11 protein-coding genes and 2 pseudogenes are annotated in these 20,744 nt (G+C 61.1%); 3 read left to right on the top strand and 10 right to left on the bottom strand.

Translation table 11 applies throughout. The features are described from left to right. Positions 1-58 precede the first annotated feature (58 nt). The gene (locus tag AC5RWD_RS01150) at positions 59-931 is read left to right on the top strand and encodes a ribokinase (protein WP_494018272.1); all 873 of its coding nucleotides are present in this window, start codon (positions 59-61) and stop codon (positions 929-931) included. Positions 932-1,929: 998 nt separating this feature from the next. Here the strand turns inward: AC5RWD_RS01150 and AC5RWD_RS01145 are convergent. From AC5RWD_RS01145 to AC5RWD_RS01130, 4 genes and pseudogenes are all read right to left on the bottom strand, one after another. Beyond that, positions 1,930-2,799, bottom strand: coding sequence for a protein NO VEIN domain-containing protein (locus AC5RWD_RS01145; protein ID WP_494018271.1), 870 nt, complete (start codon positions 2,797-2,799; stop codon positions 1,930-1,932). A gap of 151 nt (positions 2,800-2,950) precedes the next feature. Next, a pseudogene (locus AC5RWD_RS01140) lies at positions 2,951-6,005 on the bottom strand (DEAD/DEAH box helicase). Between the two features lie 256 nt (positions 6,006-6,261). Beyond that, positions 6,262-6,855, bottom strand: coding sequence for a DUF6338 family protein (locus tag AC5RWD_RS01135; RefSeq protein ID WP_494018329.1), 594 nt, complete (start codon positions 6,853-6,855; stop codon positions 6,262-6,264). Positions 6,856-7,582: 727 nt separating this feature from the next. Next, complete coding sequence (locus tag AC5RWD_RS01130; RefSeq protein WP_494018270.1) at positions 7,583-9,193, bottom strand: reverse transcriptase domain-containing protein; 1,611 nt, start codon at positions 9,191-9,193, stop codon at positions 7,583-7,585. A 422-nt stretch (positions 9,194-9,615) separates the two neighbouring features. Between AC5RWD_RS01130 and AC5RWD_RS01125 the strand changes: the two are divergent. Beyond that, a pseudogene (locus AC5RWD_RS01125) lies at positions 9,616-9,880 on the top strand (integrase core domain-containing protein); the annotation flags it as partial. A gap of 116 nt (positions 9,881-9,996) precedes the next feature. Here AC5RWD_RS01125 and AC5RWD_RS01120 read toward each other — a convergent pair. After that, positions 9,997-10,494, bottom strand: coding sequence for a hypothetical protein (locus AC5RWD_RS01120; RefSeq protein ID WP_494018269.1), 498 nt, complete (start codon positions 10,492-10,494; stop codon positions 9,997-9,999). A 334-nt stretch (positions 10,495-10,828) separates the two neighbouring features. After that, positions 10,829-11,095, bottom strand: coding sequence for a hypothetical protein (locus tag AC5RWD_RS01115; RefSeq protein ID WP_494018268.1), 267 nt, complete (start codon positions 11,093-11,095; stop codon positions 10,829-10,831). A 482-nt stretch (positions 11,096-11,577) separates the two neighbouring features. On the opposite strand from AC5RWD_RS01115, the gene AC5RWD_RS01110 reads away from it, so the two are divergent. Continuing rightward, the gene (locus AC5RWD_RS01110; RefSeq protein WP_494018267.1) at positions 11,578-13,680 is read left to right on the top strand and encodes a GmrSD restriction endonuclease domain-containing protein; all 2,103 of its coding nucleotides are present in this window, start codon (positions 11,578-11,580) and stop codon (positions 13,678-13,680) included. 265 nt (positions 13,681-13,945) lie between these two features. On the opposite strand, the gene AC5RWD_RS01105 is transcribed toward AC5RWD_RS01110, so the two are convergent. The 4 genes from AC5RWD_RS01105 to AC5RWD_RS01090 are packed head-to-tail and all read right to left on the bottom strand — an operon-like array spanning position 13,946 to position 20,488. Then, positions 13,946-15,100, bottom strand: a complete 1,155-nt coding sequence (locus AC5RWD_RS01105; RefSeq protein ID WP_494018266.1) for a Wadjet anti-phage system protein JetD domain-containing protein — start codon at positions 15,098-15,100, stop codon at positions 13,946-13,948. Beyond that, positions 15,097-18,465, bottom strand: coding sequence for an ATP-binding protein (locus AC5RWD_RS01100; RefSeq protein ID WP_494018265.1), 3,369 nt, complete (start codon positions 18,463-18,465; stop codon positions 15,097-15,099). Before AC5RWD_RS01100 ends, AC5RWD_RS01105 begins: the two co-directional genes overlap by 4 nt. After that, positions 18,462-19,055, bottom strand: a complete 594-nt coding sequence (locus AC5RWD_RS01095) for a DUF4194 domain-containing protein (protein WP_494018264.1) — start codon at positions 19,053-19,055, stop codon at positions 18,462-18,464. The genes AC5RWD_RS01100 and AC5RWD_RS01095 overlap by 4 nt, the downstream gene beginning before the upstream one ends. Continuing rightward, positions 19,052-20,488 (bottom strand): DUF3375 domain-containing protein, encoded by a 1,437-nt coding sequence (locus tag AC5RWD_RS01090; protein ID WP_494018263.1) that lies wholly within the window; start codon positions 20,486-20,488, stop codon positions 19,052-19,054. The genes AC5RWD_RS01095 and AC5RWD_RS01090 overlap by 4 nt, the downstream gene beginning before the upstream one ends. Positions 20,489-20,744 lie beyond the last annotated feature (256 nt).

Genomic DNA, 20,744 nt, shown 5'->3' with positions numbered 1-20,744 from the left:
ATGCCGTACACTATTTCCTAATTCAGCCGCCCCAGGCCCGACCTGATAGGACTTCCCCATGAGCACTCGACTTCCTGCCGTCACCGTCGTCGGCAGCATCAACCTGGACATCATCGCCACCACGGACAGGCTGCCCACCGCCGGGGAGACCATCGGCGGCGGCGTCCTGCAGCAGCAACCCGGCGGCAAGGGCGCCAACCAGGCCGTGGCCGCGGCGCGCCTGGGCGGGAGCGCCCGGATGATCGGGGCGGTGGGCAACGACGCCCCCGGCCGGCTCATGCTGGAGGCACTTTCCGCTGCCGGCGTGGACACGCGTGACGTGGCCGTGCTCGACGGCGACGCGACCGGCACCGCGCTCATCGTGGTGGACCGCGAGGGCGAGAACCAGATTGTGGTGTGCCCTGGGGCGAACTCTGCGTTTTCGCTGGAGGGCGTGGAGTTTGGGCCCGAGGAGACGGTGCTGTGCCAGCTCGAGGTCGGCCTGCCCGTGGTGATGGAGGCGGCCCGGAAGGCCTCCGGCTACTTCGTGCTGAACGCAGCTCCGGCCATGGACCTGCCGGCGGAGCTGCTGGAGCGGTGCGACCTGGTGATCGTCAACGAGACTGAGTACGAGCTGATTCCGGCGTTGGCCGACGCCAAGCTTGTGGCGGTGACGTACGGGAAAGACGGCTCGGCGATCTTCGAGCACGGGCGAAAGGTGGCCGAGGCGCCATCAGCTGCGGTCCAGGTTGCCAACACGGTGGGCGCGGGCGACGCGTTCTGCGCCGCGCTCGTCCTGGGGCTGCGAAGCGGGCTGGACTACACCCGCGCTCTTGCCGTGGCTAATGCTGTGGGTGCTGACGCCGTGGGCGACTCGTCCTCGCAGCCCGATCTAGCACGGCTGGGCCACTACGCGGAGCGGGCCGCCGCTGCTTCGGGCGCTTCCTCATGACAGTCGCGTTCCGGCGGGCGATGCCGTCGGACTTTCCGGAGGTCCGGCGCATCACCCGCGACGCCCACCTCCGGGCAGGGCACTTCGCCGCGGACCATCTATATGAGCGTGCTGGAGAACGTGGAGCACCGCGGTAAGCATGCGCAGGTGAGGGTGGCGGAAGCCGCCGGGAAGATTGCGACGGCGGTGACACTGACGTTCGCCGGGCACCGAAGGCCGGAACTAGCATGGTGATCATTGCGACGTGAACCTTGCCGTCGCCACCAGCCCTTCCACGCCTGAGCCCGCTCGCCCTTTCCTGCACTCTGCTGACGGACACAGGTGGCCACCTATCCCAGATGCGGAAGTACTGGGATCCATAGGCTGAGATTGAGGTGACTGTTGTTCCCCGGGGATGAGAACCTCAGGAGGGTAGTCGAAACCGTTGGAGCGAAGCGTCTTAGAGAAGAAGTATGGAACCTCATTCTAATCGGGAGATCGACGACCACCCTGAGCTCACCGCCGATCTCGTCGCAGAGGGCCTGTGGCGTCGTAATTACTTTCCCAGCCATGCGGCTGACGAGTCCGAGATGCCACCGTCTGTAAATACAGAGCAGTTCCAGGTGGATCTGCTGGATGAAGTCGCGGAAGCTGACAGCGAAGGTAAGAAATTCTATGAGTGCATGGCATACGGGCTTACTCGTTTTGATTTGAGTATCCGCACTGCTGGCATACCTCATCCGACGGCGTACGCTCGACTCGTTCGGGCACTTCGAGAGAATTGGCCCCTTATCCATCACATCGGGGCCAACCCGCACAGTGCACTACGGCCGATGCTACGGAGAGATGGCAGACAACAGGTGCACCAATTAGGGGCGGCACGGAGTTAGAACCGGGGAAGATCGCATACCAGACGTTGAATTTTGCGTTGCGGTCACTTTCCGATAGCGACTTGTCTTGAGCATGCTCAAACAGCCGTGGGACATGCCTGCTGATAGGTCGGCTAACTGTCGCTCAAATTAGTGAAAGCTGAGCTGAGTCTTTGGTGCCGCTTCGAACGATATTGCGTCCAGCATGCAGGATTTTTCGAGATCTCCTTCGAGTCGATACAGGCCCGTCCCTTTGGGCGATCCGAATCCGTACAGCCTGTAGAGATGGTAATGCTCCGGAGAAGCACTGGAGACGCGGATCTCGCCTCGCGTAACGAAGAATGGAACATCAATCGCGTACTTTGTGGTCTTGACCTCGATCCACTTTTCCCTGCCCTCAGGATCAAAGGAAAGCACGTCATATCCGAGGCCATCCCCACGTGTCTGAGCCACGTGCTCAACGCGGTCGGCCAACTTCCTTCGACCGATCCGGTGGAGAAAGGCCTGCTCGTGCCTGACCACCGCCAGCTCGCCGGCAAGCCCCAGCGCTCGATTGGCGGCTTCCAATGCCAGGTAGTCGCGCTTGAAGGGACGTGACATCCCCTTACCGTGCAAAAGGTCAGTGATCATCTCGGCGGGCACATCGGCCTCGCGCACGATGTCAACCGGCCCCACGGGAGCGTTGTCCAAGAGCCCAGTTTCAATAGTCGCGTCAAGTGATTGGCGGCTGGCCAATTCGTCAAGGACGGATTCCACCAAGCTTCGCTGGTAGTTTACCAGTGGCGACAATCCACGCAGATGCGGATAGCCCAGCCCAACCAGCACCGCGCTGATATTGCTCATTTTCCGTTCTATTGAGTTGACGTTTCTCGCCGCAAAACGGGCTGACAGTTTTCTATAAATAGCGGCTTTAACGAAATGCTGCCCCCGAACGTCCATAACCAGCATGTCAAAATACGTGGTGACAGTTGCCCTTACTTCATCCTCAGTCCACGGTTTTCCCGTCTCCCCCATGACCATGGCGTCAGAATATAGCACGTCCTTCGCCTGGTGGAGATCTCTGCTACCCAATCCAAGGCTGCAACGGCGTCGTGGATTCCTTTGGTCGGCATTATTCCGCGTGAGGTAAGTCCGAGCTCCGCCTACTCACTCGCAGTCATTGAGGTTCGCTTCACTGTGCCACGGCAGCGGCTGTGGCATACACATCCGCCGGCATCGGCCGATGCAGCCTCCACGTGATCGCGATCGGTTTCTCACCCACGTGCTGCACGTAGTCCACTTGTCCAAGGCACGTATAGGGAACGGTCAGGCCCCGTCTCGTCGTCCGCCGTATCCCTAGTGAAGATCAAGATCTTCGAATCGTGCGATGCTCGGTCCAGGTAGCGCCGTCCCGTCGGGCTCGCTGGTGACGTCGCGTTCTGCGATTCCCAGTGGAACAGCTCCGGGCTGATGGCGTAGTCCTTATACATCGTCGTCGCTGAGTGCTTCTTGTCATCCTTGTTCAGGGTGACAAAGAAAGCATCGGTAGATGTCGCCGGGCACCAGGCTACGCCCTCACGGTGCTGCACGTTCTTACCGAGCTCCAGCGAGCCGTATTGCAGCGCCGCCAAGACGTCTTCACGCCGGTATGTGGCGTGCGAAAGCAGTGGAACCTGCTGCAACCCCGCCCCTAGCCCCTTCGCGGCGTGCTTGGACGCGGCCATGCCCAGCTTCACGATCTGGCGGATCTCGCTGCACACAAACTGGTAGCCGCGCAGGTAGTCCAGCCCGGCGTCGTACGTCTGAAAACCGCCGCCGTCGTCCCACAGCGTGTAGAACAGCATCCGGGCGAATGTGCGCTCACGCATTCCAAGCTCCGCGTAGCGGGGCGCTTCGGGGCTGACCAGCATCGAGTACGCCGCGGCACGTTCCGGATCGTCCACGTGGATGAGCGCAGCCATACGGCCGAGGAGCCTCTTCTCGTCGGCATCCGACAAGTCCTGAATCCTCCCGCTGAGGACCACCTCCAACGGCGAGAATCCCTCGATCAACCCCGCCTGGCGGAGGTAACCGGTCCACGAATCCCTGGTCGAACGGTAAATCGACTTCACGTCGTTTCCGGACTGCTCGAGATAGGCCTCCAGCTCTGTTTCCGCATGCGAGGCAATGTCCAGGACCAGCTGCGCCCTGTTGAACCGCAGCTGAGCCTTGATGTTGTCCAGCACCACCTTCTGCGCCACCCGGTCCAGCACGATCTGGGAGCCCGACGGCAGGTACGGGAACTCGTCCTCGACGGCTTTCTCCAGCTCCTTGCGCCCATAGCCGGTCAGCGCGCGGTAGCGCAGATCGAAGCGGAACTCTCGGCGTTGCTGGCCGATGAAGTCCATGACGGTCAGCACCGCCTTCCCCTCGGCACGGCGGAGCCCCCGGCCCAGCTGCTGGAGGAAGATGGTCGCGCTTTGCGTTGGCCGGAGCATCAGGATCGTATCGACCTGCGGCAGGTCCAGCCCTTCGTTGAAAAGGTCAACGGCGAAGATGCAGTTGAGCTCCCGCCGGCGGAGGCGCTCAAGCGCCGCTGCGCGGTCGGCGTCGTCGGTGCTGCCGTCGACAGCAGCGGACGCGATGCCCGCCCGGTTGAACACCTCGTCCATGTAGTGGGCGTGCTGGACCGAGACGCAGAAACCGATGGCGCGCATCTGGTCGGTGCTGGTGACTTTGTCGCGGAGTTCGCGGATCACTTTGGCGGCGCGGGCGTCATCACCGGTGTAGAGGTTGTTCAGCTGCGTGGTGTCATAGTTGCCGCGCTTCCAATCCAGCTGGCTCAGGTCGACATCGTCCGAGACCCCGAAGTAATGGAACGGCACCAGCAGATCGGCGTCCAGGGCGTCCCACAACCTCAGTTCGCTGGCGGTGCGGCCGTCGAAGAACTGCTTGGCGACGTCGACGCCGTCGCCGCGTTCCGGCGTCGCGGTCAGCCCGAGGAGCTGCTGCGGCTGCAGGTGGTCCAGCAGCCGACGGTAGGTGGGCGCCATGGCGTGGTGGAACTCGTCAATGACGACGACGTCGAAGAAGTCCGGTTCCAGCTGTTCGATGCCGAGTGATGACAGGGACTGGACGGAGGCGAAGATGTGCTTCCACTGCCGGGGTTTGTGCTCCCCGACGTAGAGTTCGCCGAAGGCGCCGTCCTGCATGACATCCCGGTAGGTGCGCATGGCCTGTTTCAGGATTTCCTGCCGGTGGGCGACGAAGAGCAGCTTCAGATCGCGGCCGGCAGCCTCGCACAGGCGTTTGTAGTCCAGGGCCGCAATGACGGTCTTCCCGGTGCCGGTGGCAGCGACCACAAGGTTGTGGTTGAAGCCTTTGAGCCGCTCGGCTTCCAAGTCTTCGAGCATCTCTTCCTGGTGGAGGAACGGCTGGACCTCCAGCCCTGTGGCGGCACCGGGGACTGCCGTGCGCCGGCCGCCGTTGCGTTCGAGGGCGGCGTCCAGCTTTTCCCCGTCGCGTTCCGGATCGTAGCTCTGGAAGGCGCGCTGCTCCCAGTAGCTATCGAAGGTGACCTCGAACTTCTGCAGCAGGGTAGGTGTACCGACCGAGCTGAGCCGTACGTTCCATTCGAGGCCGTCAAGGAGCGCCGCCTGGCTGAGGTTGGAGCTGCCGACGTAAGCGGTGTCGAAGCCGGAGTTCCTGCGAAACAGCCAGGCCTTGGCGTGGAGACGGGTGGCCAGGGTTTCGTAATTGATCTTGACTTCGGCGCCGTATCGGGTAACGAGCTCGTCGATGGCGCGGCGTTCCGTAGCGCCCATGTACGTGGTGGTGATGACACGGAGTTTGGCACCACGCTCGTTGAGTTCTTCCAGGGCCGGCTGGAGCAGGCGGAGGCCGGTCCAGCGAACGAAGGCGCAGAGCAGGTCGACGGTGTTTGCGGACTCCATCTCGGCCCGGAGCTCCGCTGCAAGGTTTGGGTCGTCCTTGCTGTTGGTGAGCAAGGCCGAGTCGCTCAACCTGGTCGTGGGGCGGCGGAGTTGGCGGCGCTTGAGACTGTCCGGGCGGTGGAGCGACTGGAGTTGGGTGGGGCCGTGGGCGATGCGGTCCGTTGGGGTGTGCAGTTCCTGCAGGAGACGGTTAGCCATCCCTACCCGATGTGCTGGCTCGGCCGCGGCGAGGGCCCGGCGGACGGCGTCTGCAACATGGCGGGAGAGGATGTCCGGGACGTCTTCGTCTTCTATCTCCTCGAAGACCGGCTGCAGTTATGCTGATTGATTCAGGCGTGTGCTGAGTAAATCTGTGCTCAGAAGTTCGTACAGGCCCTCGGGCAGCTGTTCCTCCGCCGACCCCCCAGTGTAATTAGTCACAGTGCCAGGGTATTGGGTCTAGCAACCAGGCGCATTCAACACACTCAACTTGGCCGACAGAGGCTAAACTAGTCGGTTTTCGTACACGCGCGCTCTAGCGACTCTGGATGCCTTTAGCAGAATCTCAGATTACTGGAAGTTCGTTGACAAGCTAAATATGAATCGCACTTATGAACTGCATGTTCTCAGAAGAAATCACCAGGCGGTCAAGTTCTGTAATTCCGCGTCCATCTTCGATGGTTACGTATATAGGATGCCTCAGTACAATATCGCGGTTGCCATCACTCGCTTCGGCGATATCGAAACTATGGAGAACACCCTCAACAAGTGGGCCTTCTATGAGTTGAATACCTAACCAGATACTTTTGCCCTGAGGCAGGCCACTAAAAGCCTGTTCCCAAGACGAGCCTGGCTTGTAAGCGTCATGCAGGGAACGATATGTGTACCCGGCCAGCAGAAGTGCCAACAAACATGCGGCGCCCAGAACCAGAGCCAGGGTGGAGATGATATGGCGGGGATGAGCGGCCAGATATGTTCCCCCTGAATTTGCGAGCTCGTTCAGGCTGACAAACCCAAAGGGAGCAATTGCCTCCGAAATAATCGACCAAATCAGGAGCGCAGCGCCCGTCAAGCCCACACCTACGACGGCCACTTGGAGAAGTTCGCCAAAGCCACTCCGAGTTGCTCCGCGTAGATGCTTTTCGCGTTTCACGAGGAAAATCCAACCAGGCAGCAGTCCCAGCACGGCAAGCACGGCCCAAAGGCTCCCAGGCACCAAGTGGATTAGTTGCTGGCGGAAGAAGGGCGTTGCGTCGACACTTGTTCCGCCGGTTTCAGCGCCGCGGATGGTGGGACGAAGTTCGCGGGGAGTGAACTCGTCGGCATGACATGGGACCCCCTGCTGGCCGATCCATGAAGGGCTTCATTAGTGGTAGTGGGTTCTACACCCCGGAGGATGTTTTTGTCTTCGGTCATCGTTCGATTATGGCGGAGACCTTCAAAGAACAGGCTCAGGACCCACCGGCACGATCGAAATTGTGCGCCTCCAAGTGTCTCGCGGCTGGCTCCTCGCAGACGGGACCGTCGCGGGCTCGGCCGCCTCCGGAAACGATCCCTCAACTTACTTCGTTCTGTCGAGCACAGCCAGGTCGACCTGGGTCTCGCCGTCTGACTCCAGCTGCCCGGTTGCGACCTTCATGGTCCTCCTTCTCGACTACCAGCCGTGCTAACTCAAGCGTCGGTCCAAACTCGGGGCGTCCAGCTGGGGCAGCCGTCTCAACTGTCGCTAAATTTCCTGAGGTGCCAGCGTGAAAGCGCGGGCTCAGGGCCTGATCCACACGATGCCTGGCACCGCCAGGACAGTCCCAATCAGCGGAAATGGTAGAGGCGGGAAGTGAAATTCAAGAACGGTTGACGCTGGCCCACCGCCGGCACCCCTGCGCGGAAACTGCGATTACCGATGGACGGATTACTTAGTCTGACTCGTAAAGATATAGGTCTGAACCGTCCGAGACAGAGGCAAGGCCATGAGTGTTGACCGCCAGGCGGATGACGCCCGCGATTCTCCTCAGGCTCGGAAGTCGAAGATCAATCTCTTCCCCAGTGGTTCCTGACAAAACTTTTAGTTGAATAAGTTGCGGCCTACTCAGCCCCCAGGTTCGCGGTACTCGCGTTACACGCGTTGAAAGTAGCCGCTGGCGCTTCTTCAGGGCAAGCCACGTCTGAGTTGCTATCCACACGTCAAGTTCGACGAGGTCCTCGTCGTGATCGACAAGCGGGAAGAACGACATCACGCCCTGAAACGACATTGCAGGAACGGCTCCATGCTGAAAGCGACGGACGTCGTTCTCGCTCAAGGGTCCATATAGGTAGCGACGAAGTTGCCAGACGTAGGTCACGTAATCGCGATCATTTGACGTAATCGCATTCATATTTTGGTTGTTGCGCAAGGGTTCCATCAGCAAGTTCGTATAAATCAGGGTCTGAACCCGCTTTTTTATTCGATCAACTGCTGTTTCGCGCATACGGACACTACTCAGCCCAAGGGTGTGCCCCAAGTAGTTGACCGACTTGGTTTCTTCGATCTCGGACGATCGCGCTTCAGGCTTGGACAGGATTCTAATGCCAGGGCTTTTTTCGAAATTTATCGGTGATCCGATTTCATGTGCCGCCTCCTGCAAGATGCGTGAAGCAGTGCAAATCTTTTCATAACTGTCACTCCAAATAAGCGTATCATCGGCATATCGTGCAAACCCAACTCCCAGCCTTTCGAGGGAGCGATCAATAGGAGTAGCAGCCACGTTTGCCAAGAAAAGGCTGATCGACGTGCCTTGCGGGAGGCCTACTTCTCTCTTCTTTCCGTTCCCCAGTTCGTTGACGGAATTGGGGGGATGAGCCAGGAAGGTCCTAATTAACGACTTCTCCAGGGGAGATGAGATAATCCCGAGGGTGGAAAAAGTCTCCCAGACATATTCGTGCGATATAAGATCGAAAAATTTACTGAAGTCAAACTCCGCAACAAACAGACGATGCTCGTTCTTTATGTCATTGTGAATATAAGAAATAGCATCGTGCGGCGTGCGATCATTTCTGTAGGCAAACGAATGCCCACTTAGCTTCGCAGAATTCTTTCCCATGAGGGACTGGTACAGGCGCCTAGATATTACCTCATCAGCGATACTGTAGGTATTAACCCGTCGTTCACCACCCGAGGGTTTCGGGACACCAAAAGAAGCCGGTCTTTGAGGAAGGTATGTCCCGCTCTTCAGCTTCTCAGTTATGGCGTGTGCGATACTAGCGCGCGGCTTGCGAACGAGGTACGGATTGAAAGCAGGGCTCTCGTCCCATCGGGAGGGACGGACTACCTCCAGTAGGGGCGGCGGATTGAGGCTTCTGCGCTTCCTGCGAGCATTCTCATCCTGCACGTCTTTGCGATATTTTTCAAAGTCGCGAATTTGCCTCGTCGCGCTAACAAAGATCGCCTTGTCAAGCTCTCGCCACACCCTGCCCCCTAAAATGGTGATGGAGCCCGCTTTCGCGGGCCCCATCGGCGGCCAACCCACCACGAATAAAATGAGCTTCACGCAGGAGCGCTGGTTGGACAACACGCCTCAGGTAATCGGTGATGATCAGTCATAATCCGCTTACAAATGGCAGGTAGCCTAGTTCCTCTTGGAACCCACAGAAATAATAAGCAGGGGCAGTGCCCCGAGTGTGTATGCCGCCCAGCTGCGGCGTGTCCTGGGCATGGCTTCTCCCTCAGCGCGCAACTTCGCTACTCAAAGGGGAGTCGGGAACGAGAAGCGGCCTATAGCCGCCGCTGCCGGAACACCGGGAACGACTCCCACCCGGTCCATCGTCTCCAACGAGATCTCCGTCGTCCACACCAGGCTCCAACCCAAGGTCGGCTTCAACAATCGCCATCGGATCCGCCAGCAATCCAGCCCAAGGAAACTGGACGCGCCGGGCACACCCCCGCCACGTAGCCAAGTCAGGGCGTGAGCCAAGTCAGGTCTGGCGCGATACCTGCCGAGAATTGAATATCAAGACCAGAAGACCCGCCCTTACCGACCACAGACCACCGGCAAGATCGAGCGCTTCCATCGAACACTGGCCGACGGCTGGGCCTTCAGACGCTACTACGCCATTGAATCAGCCCGCAGACGCTCCCTGCCTGGTTCCACCACTACAATTGCCACAGACCCCACACAGCAATTGGCGGTCTCGTACACGTGAGCAGATTAACTTATCTGCATGGGCAGTACAGCTAGTACCTCTGCATTGTCGTACTCCTCCGCGACCGCTTTCGGCACTACCCCTGTTCGGCCATTGGCCGAAGTCCAGGATCCGCAACGAATCCAGAAACCGAAGGCACCACTACCAAGAGCTAGCCCAGGGCCCGGTGATTGAGAACGAACGGTTTTATGGTGTAGTGCACCAGCCCTCTTATCTTCCTCTGTCGCGCGGACGAGATGTCATCCTTGTTGCGCTTGTTGAACATGTCTAGAAGAAAAAGGTAATCATTTTTGCCGTCGTTGCCGTTGTGTTCACTGTCCGGGAAGGCACCTTCCTCATACAGCCACTTCAGCATCTCGCGGGAAAAGCACTCTGTCGTCAGGGAAATGTGGTCCCCTGCGAGGATCTTCTTCCGAAGATCGAATAGGCCTCTGAATACGGTTACCTGAAGGTTCAGATCACTATTTTGGAAATGCTGCACACATTTACTGCCGATGAACTCCAGCGGCTGCCCGGAGTGCTGGTTCTGGCTGGTGTACATGTAGAGCAGGTGCTGCTGTCCACAGACGCATTCGCCCTCATTGGAGGGATGTTCTTCCACTGCCACGACGGTCCATTCATGCACGGCATGGTAGAAATCGTTGGCCACTGAATTGGCCTCGATTACCTTCTTCAGCGTTTCAAAGCTGCACTGCCATAGGGTCCCCCTCTTTGGTCAAGACTTCGCAGCGCCACGCAGGCCCTAAGTGGCCTGCTTAGGCGGAATAAATGAGTCTTTTAGGTTCAATAGAAATATAAGATTAAGTTAACATGGGCCGCTTTTTAACTCTCGAGCAGGCCGGGGAGGTCCGATCTCATTTCGAGAGGGCAATCTGGCGGTTGCTGCAGTCAGTCCTGTTGTCTGTCCAACCGACATGGCTAGTTGGTTGACGTCGACGTGGCCACGTCCAGGAAGATCGCGATCAGGCCCACGATGCCCGTGATCACCAGGTTCGCCACCGGGGTTGGAACTTCTCGCTCAGCCGGCCGAAGACCGCCTTGGGGAGGACGGAGTCCCGGCCCATCGCGGAGAGCAGGGGGAGGCGCGGGCCTGGGCCGCGAGGCCGGAGGCGATGAGCCACCACCAGGCCGCACAGGAACACAGCGCCGAACAGCTGCCCGCCGATCTGCAGGGCGATGGAGCCGGCCGCGAAGGCCGGGTCCTCGACGCCGCCGCCGATCAGGGCCACCAGCATAATGGCGCGAGGCACGGTCCGGCGCGGGTTGATGGTGCCCTAGGTGAGGGTGGTGACGGCGTCGAACCTCAAGAACGAATACGCGGCGCCGGCGGAGATGGTGGCGAGTGAACCACGGTTTGGTGGGTGCTGAACACGTAAGCTGCGAAGCCTGAGCTCGTCACTTTGGCGACGGGGATACTGCTCGTTTGTGGCGTTGGCGTTGTTGACGGCGCGGTAATCGCGACAACGACAAGCGTTTTCGGCGAATACGCGAGAGGGGTGTTCCCGGTCAATTTCTCGAATCGCCTTCAAGGAGTTACCTCGACAGCTCCAGCCGATGCACGCTGGTAAGCCTTGCGGGCAATACTTCCGTCGCGCAAGGTCGTACCACCGGGAAAACCCGACCCGACGCGCGGGGTGGAATTCCGCCACACGTTGATGAACAACGGAAACTTCTGCGGCAGGTTCTAGGATGAGGAAGCTTGGTCGAATAGCCGCTGAGAGAAAGCAACCGCATGAAAGCTGTCGAGTCCAACCTGCTGAAGTTCCTCCAGGCATCGCCGCAGTTTGTGATTCCGATCTACCAGCGAACGTACAGCTGGACGTTGAAGGAATGCCAGCAGCTGTGGGACGACGTCATGCATGCCGGCAAGGACGCTGCAGTCAACGCCCACTTCATCGGATCGGTTGTTTACATTCAGGAAGACTTATACCAACTCTCCCGGCAGTCGCCTCTGCTGGTGATCGACGGGCAACAGAGGCTGACTACTGTCTCGCTCATCCTTGAGGCCCTTGCACGACATGTAGAGGGCGAGCCTGTTGACGGGTTCAGTGCCCTGAAAATTCGCAGCTATTACTTGCAGAACCCCCTTGAGGCAGGAGATCGAGGGCACAAGCTACTCTTGACCCAAAATGACAGGACGAGTCTGCTCGCATTGGTACGCCAGCTGCCACTGCCTGACGAGAGCTCGATCCGTATCAGGGATAACTTTGAATTCTTTGAACAGATGGTCGGGAAGCTCGGCTCAAACCTCGATACGCTGTGCAGAGGCCTTCTCAAGCTCATGATCGTCGATGTGTCACTTAGCCGTGGGCAGGACAACCCGCAGCTGATCTTCGAGAGCATGAACTCGACCGGCAGGGAGCTGAGCCAAGCCGACTTGATCCGAAACTATGTCCTCATGGGACTCGATCCGGACCATCAAACGCGTCTATACGAAGCGCACTGGCGTCCCATGGAGACGCGCTTCGGCCAGGAATCTTATGGGACTCATTTCGATCGATTCATGCGCGACTACCTAACAATCAAGTCCTCTGAAATCCCTAACGTTAAGGCCGTGTACGAAGCGTTCAAGGGATACGCCACTCTCAAGGACGTTGCCGAAGCCGGCGTTGACGCGCTCGTAGAGGACATCGAACGGTACGCGAACTACTACTGTGCCATGGCCCTTGGCCGGGAAACGGACAAGCGCCTGGCCGAGGCTTTTCAAGACCTTCGCGAGCTCAGAGTAGACGTCGCGTACCCGTTTCTTCTCCAGGTGTACGCCCGGTACGACGAGGGCCGCATAAGCAGAGGCGATTTTCTTTCGACCGTTCGCCTTGTGGAGGCCTACGTATTCAGGCGATCCATCTGTGCCATTCCGACTAACTCACTCAACAAAACCTTTGCTACCCTCACTCGCGGCCTCCAGGAGGACTCGTACCTCGAAAGCGTCCAAGCCGCGTTCCAACTCTTGCCCTCCTACCGGCGCTTTCCAAACGATGATGAATTCCGGCGAGAATTCGAATCGCGTGATATCTACAACTTTCGAAACCGCAGCTACTGGCTTCGGCGCATTGAGAATGACGGCCGCAAGGAGCGCGTGCCGGTCGACGAATACACAATTGAGCACATCATGCCCCAGAACAACGATCTACCAGCAGCGTGGCGAAGCGAACTGGGCTCCGAGTGGGAACGTGTCCACAAAACCAAACTCCACACCCTCGGCAACCTCACTCTCACCGGATACAACAGTGAATACAGTGATAGGGCTTTCGCAGAGAAACGGGATATGCCTGGTGGCTTCCGAGAAAGTCCGCTGCGGCTCAATGCTGGCCTTGGCACGAATGCCAAGTGGGACGAGGATGCGATTGATAGGCGGGCAACAGAGCTATCCGAGACAGCAACGCGTGTTTGGCGCGCCCCGGATCTCCGCTCCGATGTGCTCGACAGCTACCGGCCGAGCAACAAACCTGTGGCCGCTGCCTCCTACAGCATTGAGGACCATCGAAACTTGGCGATCGGAACGGTAGCCCGAGATCTCTTTGAGCAGTTACGTAAAGAGGTCCTCTCCCTCGACCCAGCTGTGACCGAGGAATTTCTGAAGCTATACATCGCTTACAAGGCGGAAACCAATTTCGTTGATGTCATCCCCCAGACGTCTCGCCTACTTTTGTCGATAAATATCCCGTTCCAAGAGCTGAATGACCCCCGTGAAATGGCCCGCGACGTTACCAACCTTGGCCGTTGGGGGAACGGCGACAGCGAAGTAATCTTCGACTCAAGCGATGAACTCCCATACGTCCTCAACTTGGTCGGGCAAGCCTTCGAGCGACAAATGGGCAGTAGTTCCGCATAGCTCTCGCCAACCCGCCACGTCCAGGTTGGCGGGAGGACGATGAGCCTGCCGGCCTCAAGGTAGGAGATCAGCACCGCCGTCCCGCAGCCTGGATGCCCGTCACGGAGCCGATGAACAGGCCGCGCCGATGGCACTGCCCAAGCCCATCATGGCGAGCTGGTCCACCGCGACTTCCTCTGCAGTGAGGCCCGGGCGAGCCGTTCGCGGAGGTCGACGCCGGGCCTGTCCGGGTATAGATTCTTGCTGATAGGCACACAAGTCTTACTCAGGGGCTGCCAAGCCGTTCTAGCGCCCACTCCCAGTCGATGCGCTCCTGCTCGAGCCGTACCGCGGAACCGTACCTATCCGTGACTAGATCCTCGTAGAGCGCCCGTTCGGTCGGATTGAGGTTCGACAGCGCGGAGTTTGCAGGCACTGGTTCGCTCCCCCACCGGTCTTCGTGCGCCAGTAGCGTATCCCTGTCCATCAGGACCGACCGTGTGTGGGGTAGGCGGGCTCGGACGCGATTAAGGATGCCGAAACCATGAGTGTCGATGTCCCCCCAGTAGCGCACATCGGTATCAGTCAGCCACGCCAAGGACGCGGGCTCATCGGCGTCGTATCCCTTCCCCCACAGCACGACGCTGCCGGAGGGAATGGGCACACTCAAGTAGGTGACCTCGTTCTCGACGATTAGCGCGGTGCGGGGCCGAACGCGCAGGGAGCCGACCTCCTCCGACCGGAACGTCGCCTCCGTGATACCCGGTGGCATCTCCAGCAAGTTGGGATCGAACCGGATGCGCACTACCGACGGCTTGGCGGCGAATCCCAGCGCGCTGGCGAAGGCAGCACCTGACGGCACACCGAGCATGCGTGCGAGCACGCCCCGGTGCCGCTCGAAGAACTTCGTGTCCACGCCTGGTGCACTCACCTGCCGCAGGTATAGGCCCGAGCCGCGGTGCTCAGCGAGCCACTCATACGCGATGAGGAGCGCCGGCCAGTCCTCGGCGAGAGCGACAGCACGCAGTGGGTGGGCTAGCGCCCACTCCCGCGCGGCGGGCACTTCCGCGGCGAGAGCGACAGCATGCAGGAAGGCATCGGCCTGGACTGCAGTTCCGAGCAGCTGCCAGGCCTGAGGATATGACTCGACCACGGCGCGCACAGGCAGCCCTGTCGCACCAGCCAGGCGCCCTCCGATCCGTCCGCGCACCGTGGCATACGCCTGGCCGTCGCGGGATCCGCGGACGATGGCCTCTGCCCACGCGCGAGACTCGTCGAAGTGCTCGCCCAGGTCGGCAGCCGAAGGCCCTCGCAGTGGGACGGTCAGCGCCGGGAACGGGTCTTTCAGCGCATACGCACGCAGGATCGTACCGTCGTCCCACCGCCGCTTGACCGCCGCGACGATCCCTGCGACCGTCATCCAGCGAGTGGGATCGCTCATGCCCTCAGCCCGCGGTGCCGCTGGCGGAACTCCTCGATCGTCAGCGTATGGACGCGGGAGGCAGACCCGGTCGGGTTGTCGACGAAGCCGATGGCGCTGACATACGGCTCGATCACATGCACCTTCTGCAGCGGGGTGACGATCAGCAGCTGCAGCCCAAGCTTGGCGAACAGCTCAAGGGCATACCGTGTCGACGCGTCCGAGCCGCGTCCGAAGGCCTCATCGATCACGGCGAACCGGAAGTCACGTGACTTGTCGACGCCCCACTCCAGTCCAAACTGATAGGCCAGGGACGCCGCAAGGATCGTGTAGGCGAGCTTCTCCTTCTGGCCGCCGGATTTGCCGTCCGAATCGGTGTAGTGCTCGAACTCCTCCCCCGTCCGGCGATCCTGCTCACTCGCGGCGAATGTGAACCAGTTGCGCACGTCAGTGACGCGGCGTGTCCATGCCCGATCACTCTCGGCATGCCCGACCCTGCCCTTGAACCGCTCGATTAGCTGGCGGATCTGCTCGAACCGGCGCTCCATGTCCACATCATCAGGCGCGAGCACGTCCGCGGTCGCGTCACGCAGGTCAGCGCGGAACAACTTGACGTCCTGATTGACGGTTTGCTCTGCGACCAACACGATGATCCGGCCTGGGTTGTAGTCGATCGCGGCGAGCGCCTCGTTGATCACCTCGACGCGCCCTCGGATCTCATCTGCCTGACGGCGCAGCCACGCATTGAACTGTGCGAGCTCGCGCACCGCGTTAGTGTTCAGTTGGCGCCGGAACTCCTCCTCGAACTGCGGCAGGTCATCGCGCAGCACGCGCTCGTGGAGCGCGCGGAACCCCGCGATCGCCTGCACGTTCGCATCAAGTTCTGTGCGCAGTTCTGGCCAGCGCCGCAGGAACTCGCCCATCTGTTGCTGGATGCCGGTGGTATATCCGTTCATCTCGCGCTGGGTCGCCTCAATCGCCGATGTCAGCTCCCCGGTCAAGGTTTCGCGCAGCCGATCGCAGTCCTCCACTGTGCGTGTGTCCGCGCGTGTAACGCGCTCGCTCAGTGCCGGGTAGAACGTGCGGGCGCTCTTCAACACCTCGGGGCCCATCAGAGCCAGCGCCTCTTCCTCGCGGCGCTGTCGCGCCTCCAGCGTGGCCAGCGTGGTGCGGGCTCCGCCGAGCTGCCCGATCACGTCTTCGGCCTCCGCTCTGAGCCTGCCGTCTTCGGAATCGAGCGCGTCCAGTTGCTCGTCGATGGCAGCCAGCTGCGATGAGCCGGCCACCAGCGCCACGCGCTCTGCTTCGAGCTGGGTCAGCGCGGCTGATGCACTCTCCGCATCGAGTTCGGACCATGAGGGGTACTGCGCCAAGGCCGACAGCGATTCGCCGTGACCTGCCACCGTGTCGCTGTCCTGGTCGAGCGCGGTGAGTTCATCCTCAATGGCGTCAAGCGCTTTGTCGTGCTCGTCTCGCTCAGCCTGCAGCGCTGCGATCTTTTGCTCGCTGCCGCGCCCGAGCACCCAGGACCGTGGGTCGGAGGCGCTGCGCCGGTCGTCCTTCTCGTGCCTGTCCCTGTCGCGCACGAGACCCTCGCGGGTGACGGCGCGTTCCTCACGCTGCAACTGCGCGACGGATGCGGCCAGCACGTGGTCGGCGCGCCTCAGGAGCTCCGCGGTCAGGAACTCGGCGAACGGACCCGCCTCAATCGCGATCGCGTCGGCAAGCCAAAGCCCGGTGTGGGCGGCATGCACCGTCCTTACCCTTCGTTCCGCTACACGCAGGTAAACCAAGCGTGCATTCAGCCGATTCTCATTGACCCACTCCGATACCTGAGCGTACAGGCGCTGGGGGACAAGCATCGTTAGCGCGAAGCCCCGCAGAACCCGTTCTGCAGCGCCACGCCAGTCGGAGAATTCCTCACGAACGTCGAGAAGCTCGCCGACGAACGGCACCTCGCCCTCGGCGATCGATAGCTCCAAACACAGCCGTCGGCGTAGCCGATCGAGGTCGGCCGGAAGGCTGTTGCGCCGGGTCTGCAGGCTCTCGATTTCGTCGTTGGCCGCCTTGCGGACCCGGCGCAGGCCAGCTCGCTGCTCAAACAACGGTTCACGGCGCTCCGAAATGTCCCGTCGCTGCTGATCGAGCTTGGCGCGCCGAAGCGTCACCTCCTCGACGCACGCCAGGAAGTCCCCTTCGCTCCCTATCGGCTCCAGGCCGATAGCTTCTAGGTGCGTACTGAATAGTCGGCGCCGCTCGGCGCGTCCGTCACGAAGCTCGCCTGCCCGTGGGATTTCCATGTCGAGCTCGCGGAGTCGGTCGCCGCCGACCCCTGCGCGCTCGAGCTTGAGCCGGTCACGCTCGGGGACGAGCGCATCGCGCGCGCGGCCAAGTCCATCTCTCCTGGCCTCAAGGCCCGTGATCTGCGTGCTTCGCGTCTCGACCTCGCCTACAAGCAGGTCGCGCAAGCGTTCGGCAACGTAGGGAGAGACAGCACTGCGCTGGTCCGAGAGGGCGGTATGCCGCGAAACCGCCTCGTCGTAGCGGGCGGCCGCCGCGATGAGCGGCGTCAGCAGCGCGAGCTGATCCGTCGCGGTACGGACAGCCTCATGGGCCTTAACGAGGTTCTCAAAGTGGTCGACGATCGCTCGCACCCGATCCTGGGCATCGACCGGTTCGAGCATGTGGTCACGCACGAAGTCGTTGAGGTTGCCGACCGACTTCATCGACACGGTCTGATGGAACAGCTCCATCGCCTGTTCCGAGCGGATTCCTAGCAGCCGCCGCACCCTGCGGTGGTAGTCGGGGAAGGAGTTGTCGATGTCCGCTCCTGCGGCACGCAGTTTTGCTCTGAGCGCTTTAAGATCCGACCCGAAGCCTGTGAAGTCGGGATCGATAGACAGCGCGCCGGATGCGGTCACGAAGAAGCGGTCGGGCTGCCCCACGCGATCCTTCTGGTGGAACACCTGGGCGATCGTTACAGCCTCGTCGTATCCCTCGTTGGCGAACATGCCAAGGATCACTGAGTAGGACTTTTGATCCCGCAGCCCCACCGGGCGCGACGCGCCGGTGGCCTCGTTGCGCTCGGACTTGTAGTGGCCTTCCACGTAGCTGCGCAGCGACCGCTCTCTGACATCGGCTCCAGCGGCCTTATTATAGGCGATCCGGTGCGCCGGAAGCAAGAGAGTCGTGATCGCGTCGACGAGCGTGGACTTTCCGCTGCCGATGTCTCCCGTTAGCAGGGTGGTCTGGCCGTTAGGGTGGATCGGCCAGACGTGATTGTCAAACGTGCCCCAGTTGTACACCTCGACGTGGTGCAGCCGGTAGCCGGTGCGCTGGTGGTCCGGCGACGGGGCCTCGAGGGCAGAGAAGAGCGCGTCGGTCACTGTTCGCCTCCGGCTTCCGCCCCTGCGTATGCGGACAGGCGTGAGGCGAAGTCCGACAGCGTCTGCGCATCGACGTACGCCTTGAGAATTCGGCGTACCTCCCAGGCAACCGGCGGCCCGGGCAGCTCGCGGAGGAAGCCGAGGTCGGCGACCTGCATGATCGTCCTGTCCGCCTGATCGACGATGCGCGCCTCGTTGTTCGAGCTGGCCTGAAACACCCGCAACATCTCGATCAGCTGGTCGCGTGTCAGCACGAGCTTGCCGTCGCCACCGGTCGCCTCAAACTCGATCATGCGCTTGCGAAGCAGCACGAGCAGCAGGCTTACGTTGTAGGTGAGGGCACGCCGGCGCACGAGCCGCGGCAGCGGCTCCTCGCCGTCCTCCGGTTCGCGGGTGCGCAGGTACGCGTAGCCCTCCGCCTCGTCGATCACGACGTCGACGCCGACCGTCGCGAAATGGTCGGCGACGACGGCGCGTTGCCGTTGCAAGGTCTCCCACACCGCATCGTGTGACGGCAGTTCGCGGTACACGACCTCGCGCATAAGGAGGACGATCGCCGTCGCTATTGCCTGTTCGTCGGGGCTTCTCATCGTCGCGTCACCGTCACTTTGGGCATCTTTACCCGTCGCAGCTCGCCGTCAACGTCGCTGTAGTCGATCGTAATTTGCTCGTCGTCGCCACCAACGTCCACAGCAATGTCATCGTCGCCGAGAGAGAGATAGCCGAGGATCTCGGCGACCCCTTCCTGCACGGGGTACAGCGCTACGATGTCCTCGAGCGTTGCCGTGCTACGCGGCGGCAGGACTGTGCGGATGTTGCTGGCCAACCGCGCGGTGTCAACGAAGCGCTGGGTGAACAGTCCGTCCAGCTCGGCCTGTTCCAAGGATTCGGGAGACAGCATGCTGTCCACGACGACATCGGGGTGGAGTTGGAACAGCGGCCGCTCGAACGGCAGCGAAATGGGCACACCGGGCTCGTCGACGACAAGGCCTGCCTCATCGCCCCCAGGCGGTCCGTCCCTCAGAGCCAACGCGAAGGTCTCGACGCTGCGAACTAGGTCCATGACGCGGCGGTTCTCGACCCAGATCTGGTCCTCCAGGAAGCGGCGCAGCTGCTCGGAGAGGTTGCGAACGGTCTGCTGGGTGCGCTCGGCAGCGGCGGCCCAGTCATGGTGCACGCTGCGAAGGCGCCGATCCGCGCGGACCTGGGGCATCCCCTGCACCGCCGCGAGCAACTCGGCCAGCTCATCCTGCCTGGCCTCCGAGAGAAGGAAGTCGTAGAACGCCTGAAAGCTACGGCCCTGATCCGATCCGGCGATGTCGGTTCGACTGCTGACGAGTTCGGCGAGCAAATCGCCCTTGCCTCCCTCCCATCCCGCGATCTTCTCGCGCGCCGACCGGTCCAGCTTCCGAAAGTTCTCCTCCACCTCACGGAAGTCGGACAGCAACTCGCGGGCCGACGCTGAAAACTGCTGGTAGCGTTCGCGCAGCGCCGTCTCGTCGAGCACCGAAAAACGGCCCACATGTGCCTCGACGAGCTCAGCATCGATGGCCGCGCGGCGGCGTTCCAGCTCGGCGATGCGAGTAGCGGGATCCGTCTGCGAGCCGTGCACGATCTGCTGTAGTAAGTTGACGAGCGTGTGGAGCCGAGACTCGGTGCCGATGAACGACCGTACCCGCAAGCTTTCGACCCAGCGGAACGCCTTCTCCAGAGCCGGCGTTGCCTCGTAATGAACTTCCTCCGAATCGGCCGGGTAGAACCGTCGCAGCAAGCCCGCCCCAGACGTCGACCAATCGTCCAGGTACGCTGCCGGTTCCGAAGCGTAGCGTTCGGGATCATCGCGGTGGATTCCATACAGGTGATCGTCGAGCGCCGCGACGAGCTGCCCTGCGGCAACGGCGCCGCGGTTGTCCTCGATGAAGTACTGACCGAGGAAAGAAAGCACTAGTGGCGCGTTGCGGGCACGCAGTAGCCGCCATGCAGGATGACGCTCCCACAACCGGTCGATCTCTTCGATATCCATAGTTCGATTAGCGTACGGTCCACCGCTGACAAAATAACAAGAGACCGCGTGATGCGACGGGATCCGGACCAACCCGCTACGTTCGGAAGGCCCCTCCGCGGGCACATAACGTCGGTGACCGCGTGGCCGAGCTGTCCCTGGCCAAGATCAATACCCTCAATAAAGCCACGCTCGATCCCTGACTTAAGACGATCGACCAACAGGTTACGCATGGCGAAGGGCGGGCCCGGCCAAGGCCGGACCCGCCCTCCGCGTG

Source organism: Arthrobacter sp. CMU6 (assembly GCF_059090205.1).
Note: the sequence above shows the minus strand (reverse complement) of the source record. Positions and strands in the feature narration are given on the sequence as shown.

Coding starts and splice junctions, on each gene's coding strand:
- AC5RWD_RS01105 (WP_494018266.1), bottom strand. CDS start 15,100: ATGAGCGATCCCACTCGCTGGATGACGGTCGCAGGGATCGTCGCGGCG.
- AC5RWD_RS01145 (WP_494018271.1), bottom strand. CDS start 2,799: ATGGTCATGGGGGAGACGGGAAAACCGTGGACTGAGGATGAAGTAAGG.
- AC5RWD_RS01110 (WP_494018267.1), top strand. CDS start 11,578: ATGAAAGCTGTCGAGTCCAACCTGCTGAAGTTCCTCCAGGCATCGCCG.
- AC5RWD_RS01090 (WP_494018263.1), bottom strand. CDS start 20,488: ATGGATATCGAAGAGATCGACCGGTTGTGGGAGCGTCATCCTGCATGG.
- AC5RWD_RS01095 (WP_494018264.1), bottom strand. CDS start 19,055: ATGAGAAGCCCCGACGAACAGGCAATAGCGACGGCGATCGTCCTCCTT.
- AC5RWD_RS01150 (WP_494018272.1), top strand. CDS start 59: ATGAGCACTCGACTTCCTGCCGTCACCGTCGTCGGCAGCATCAACCTG.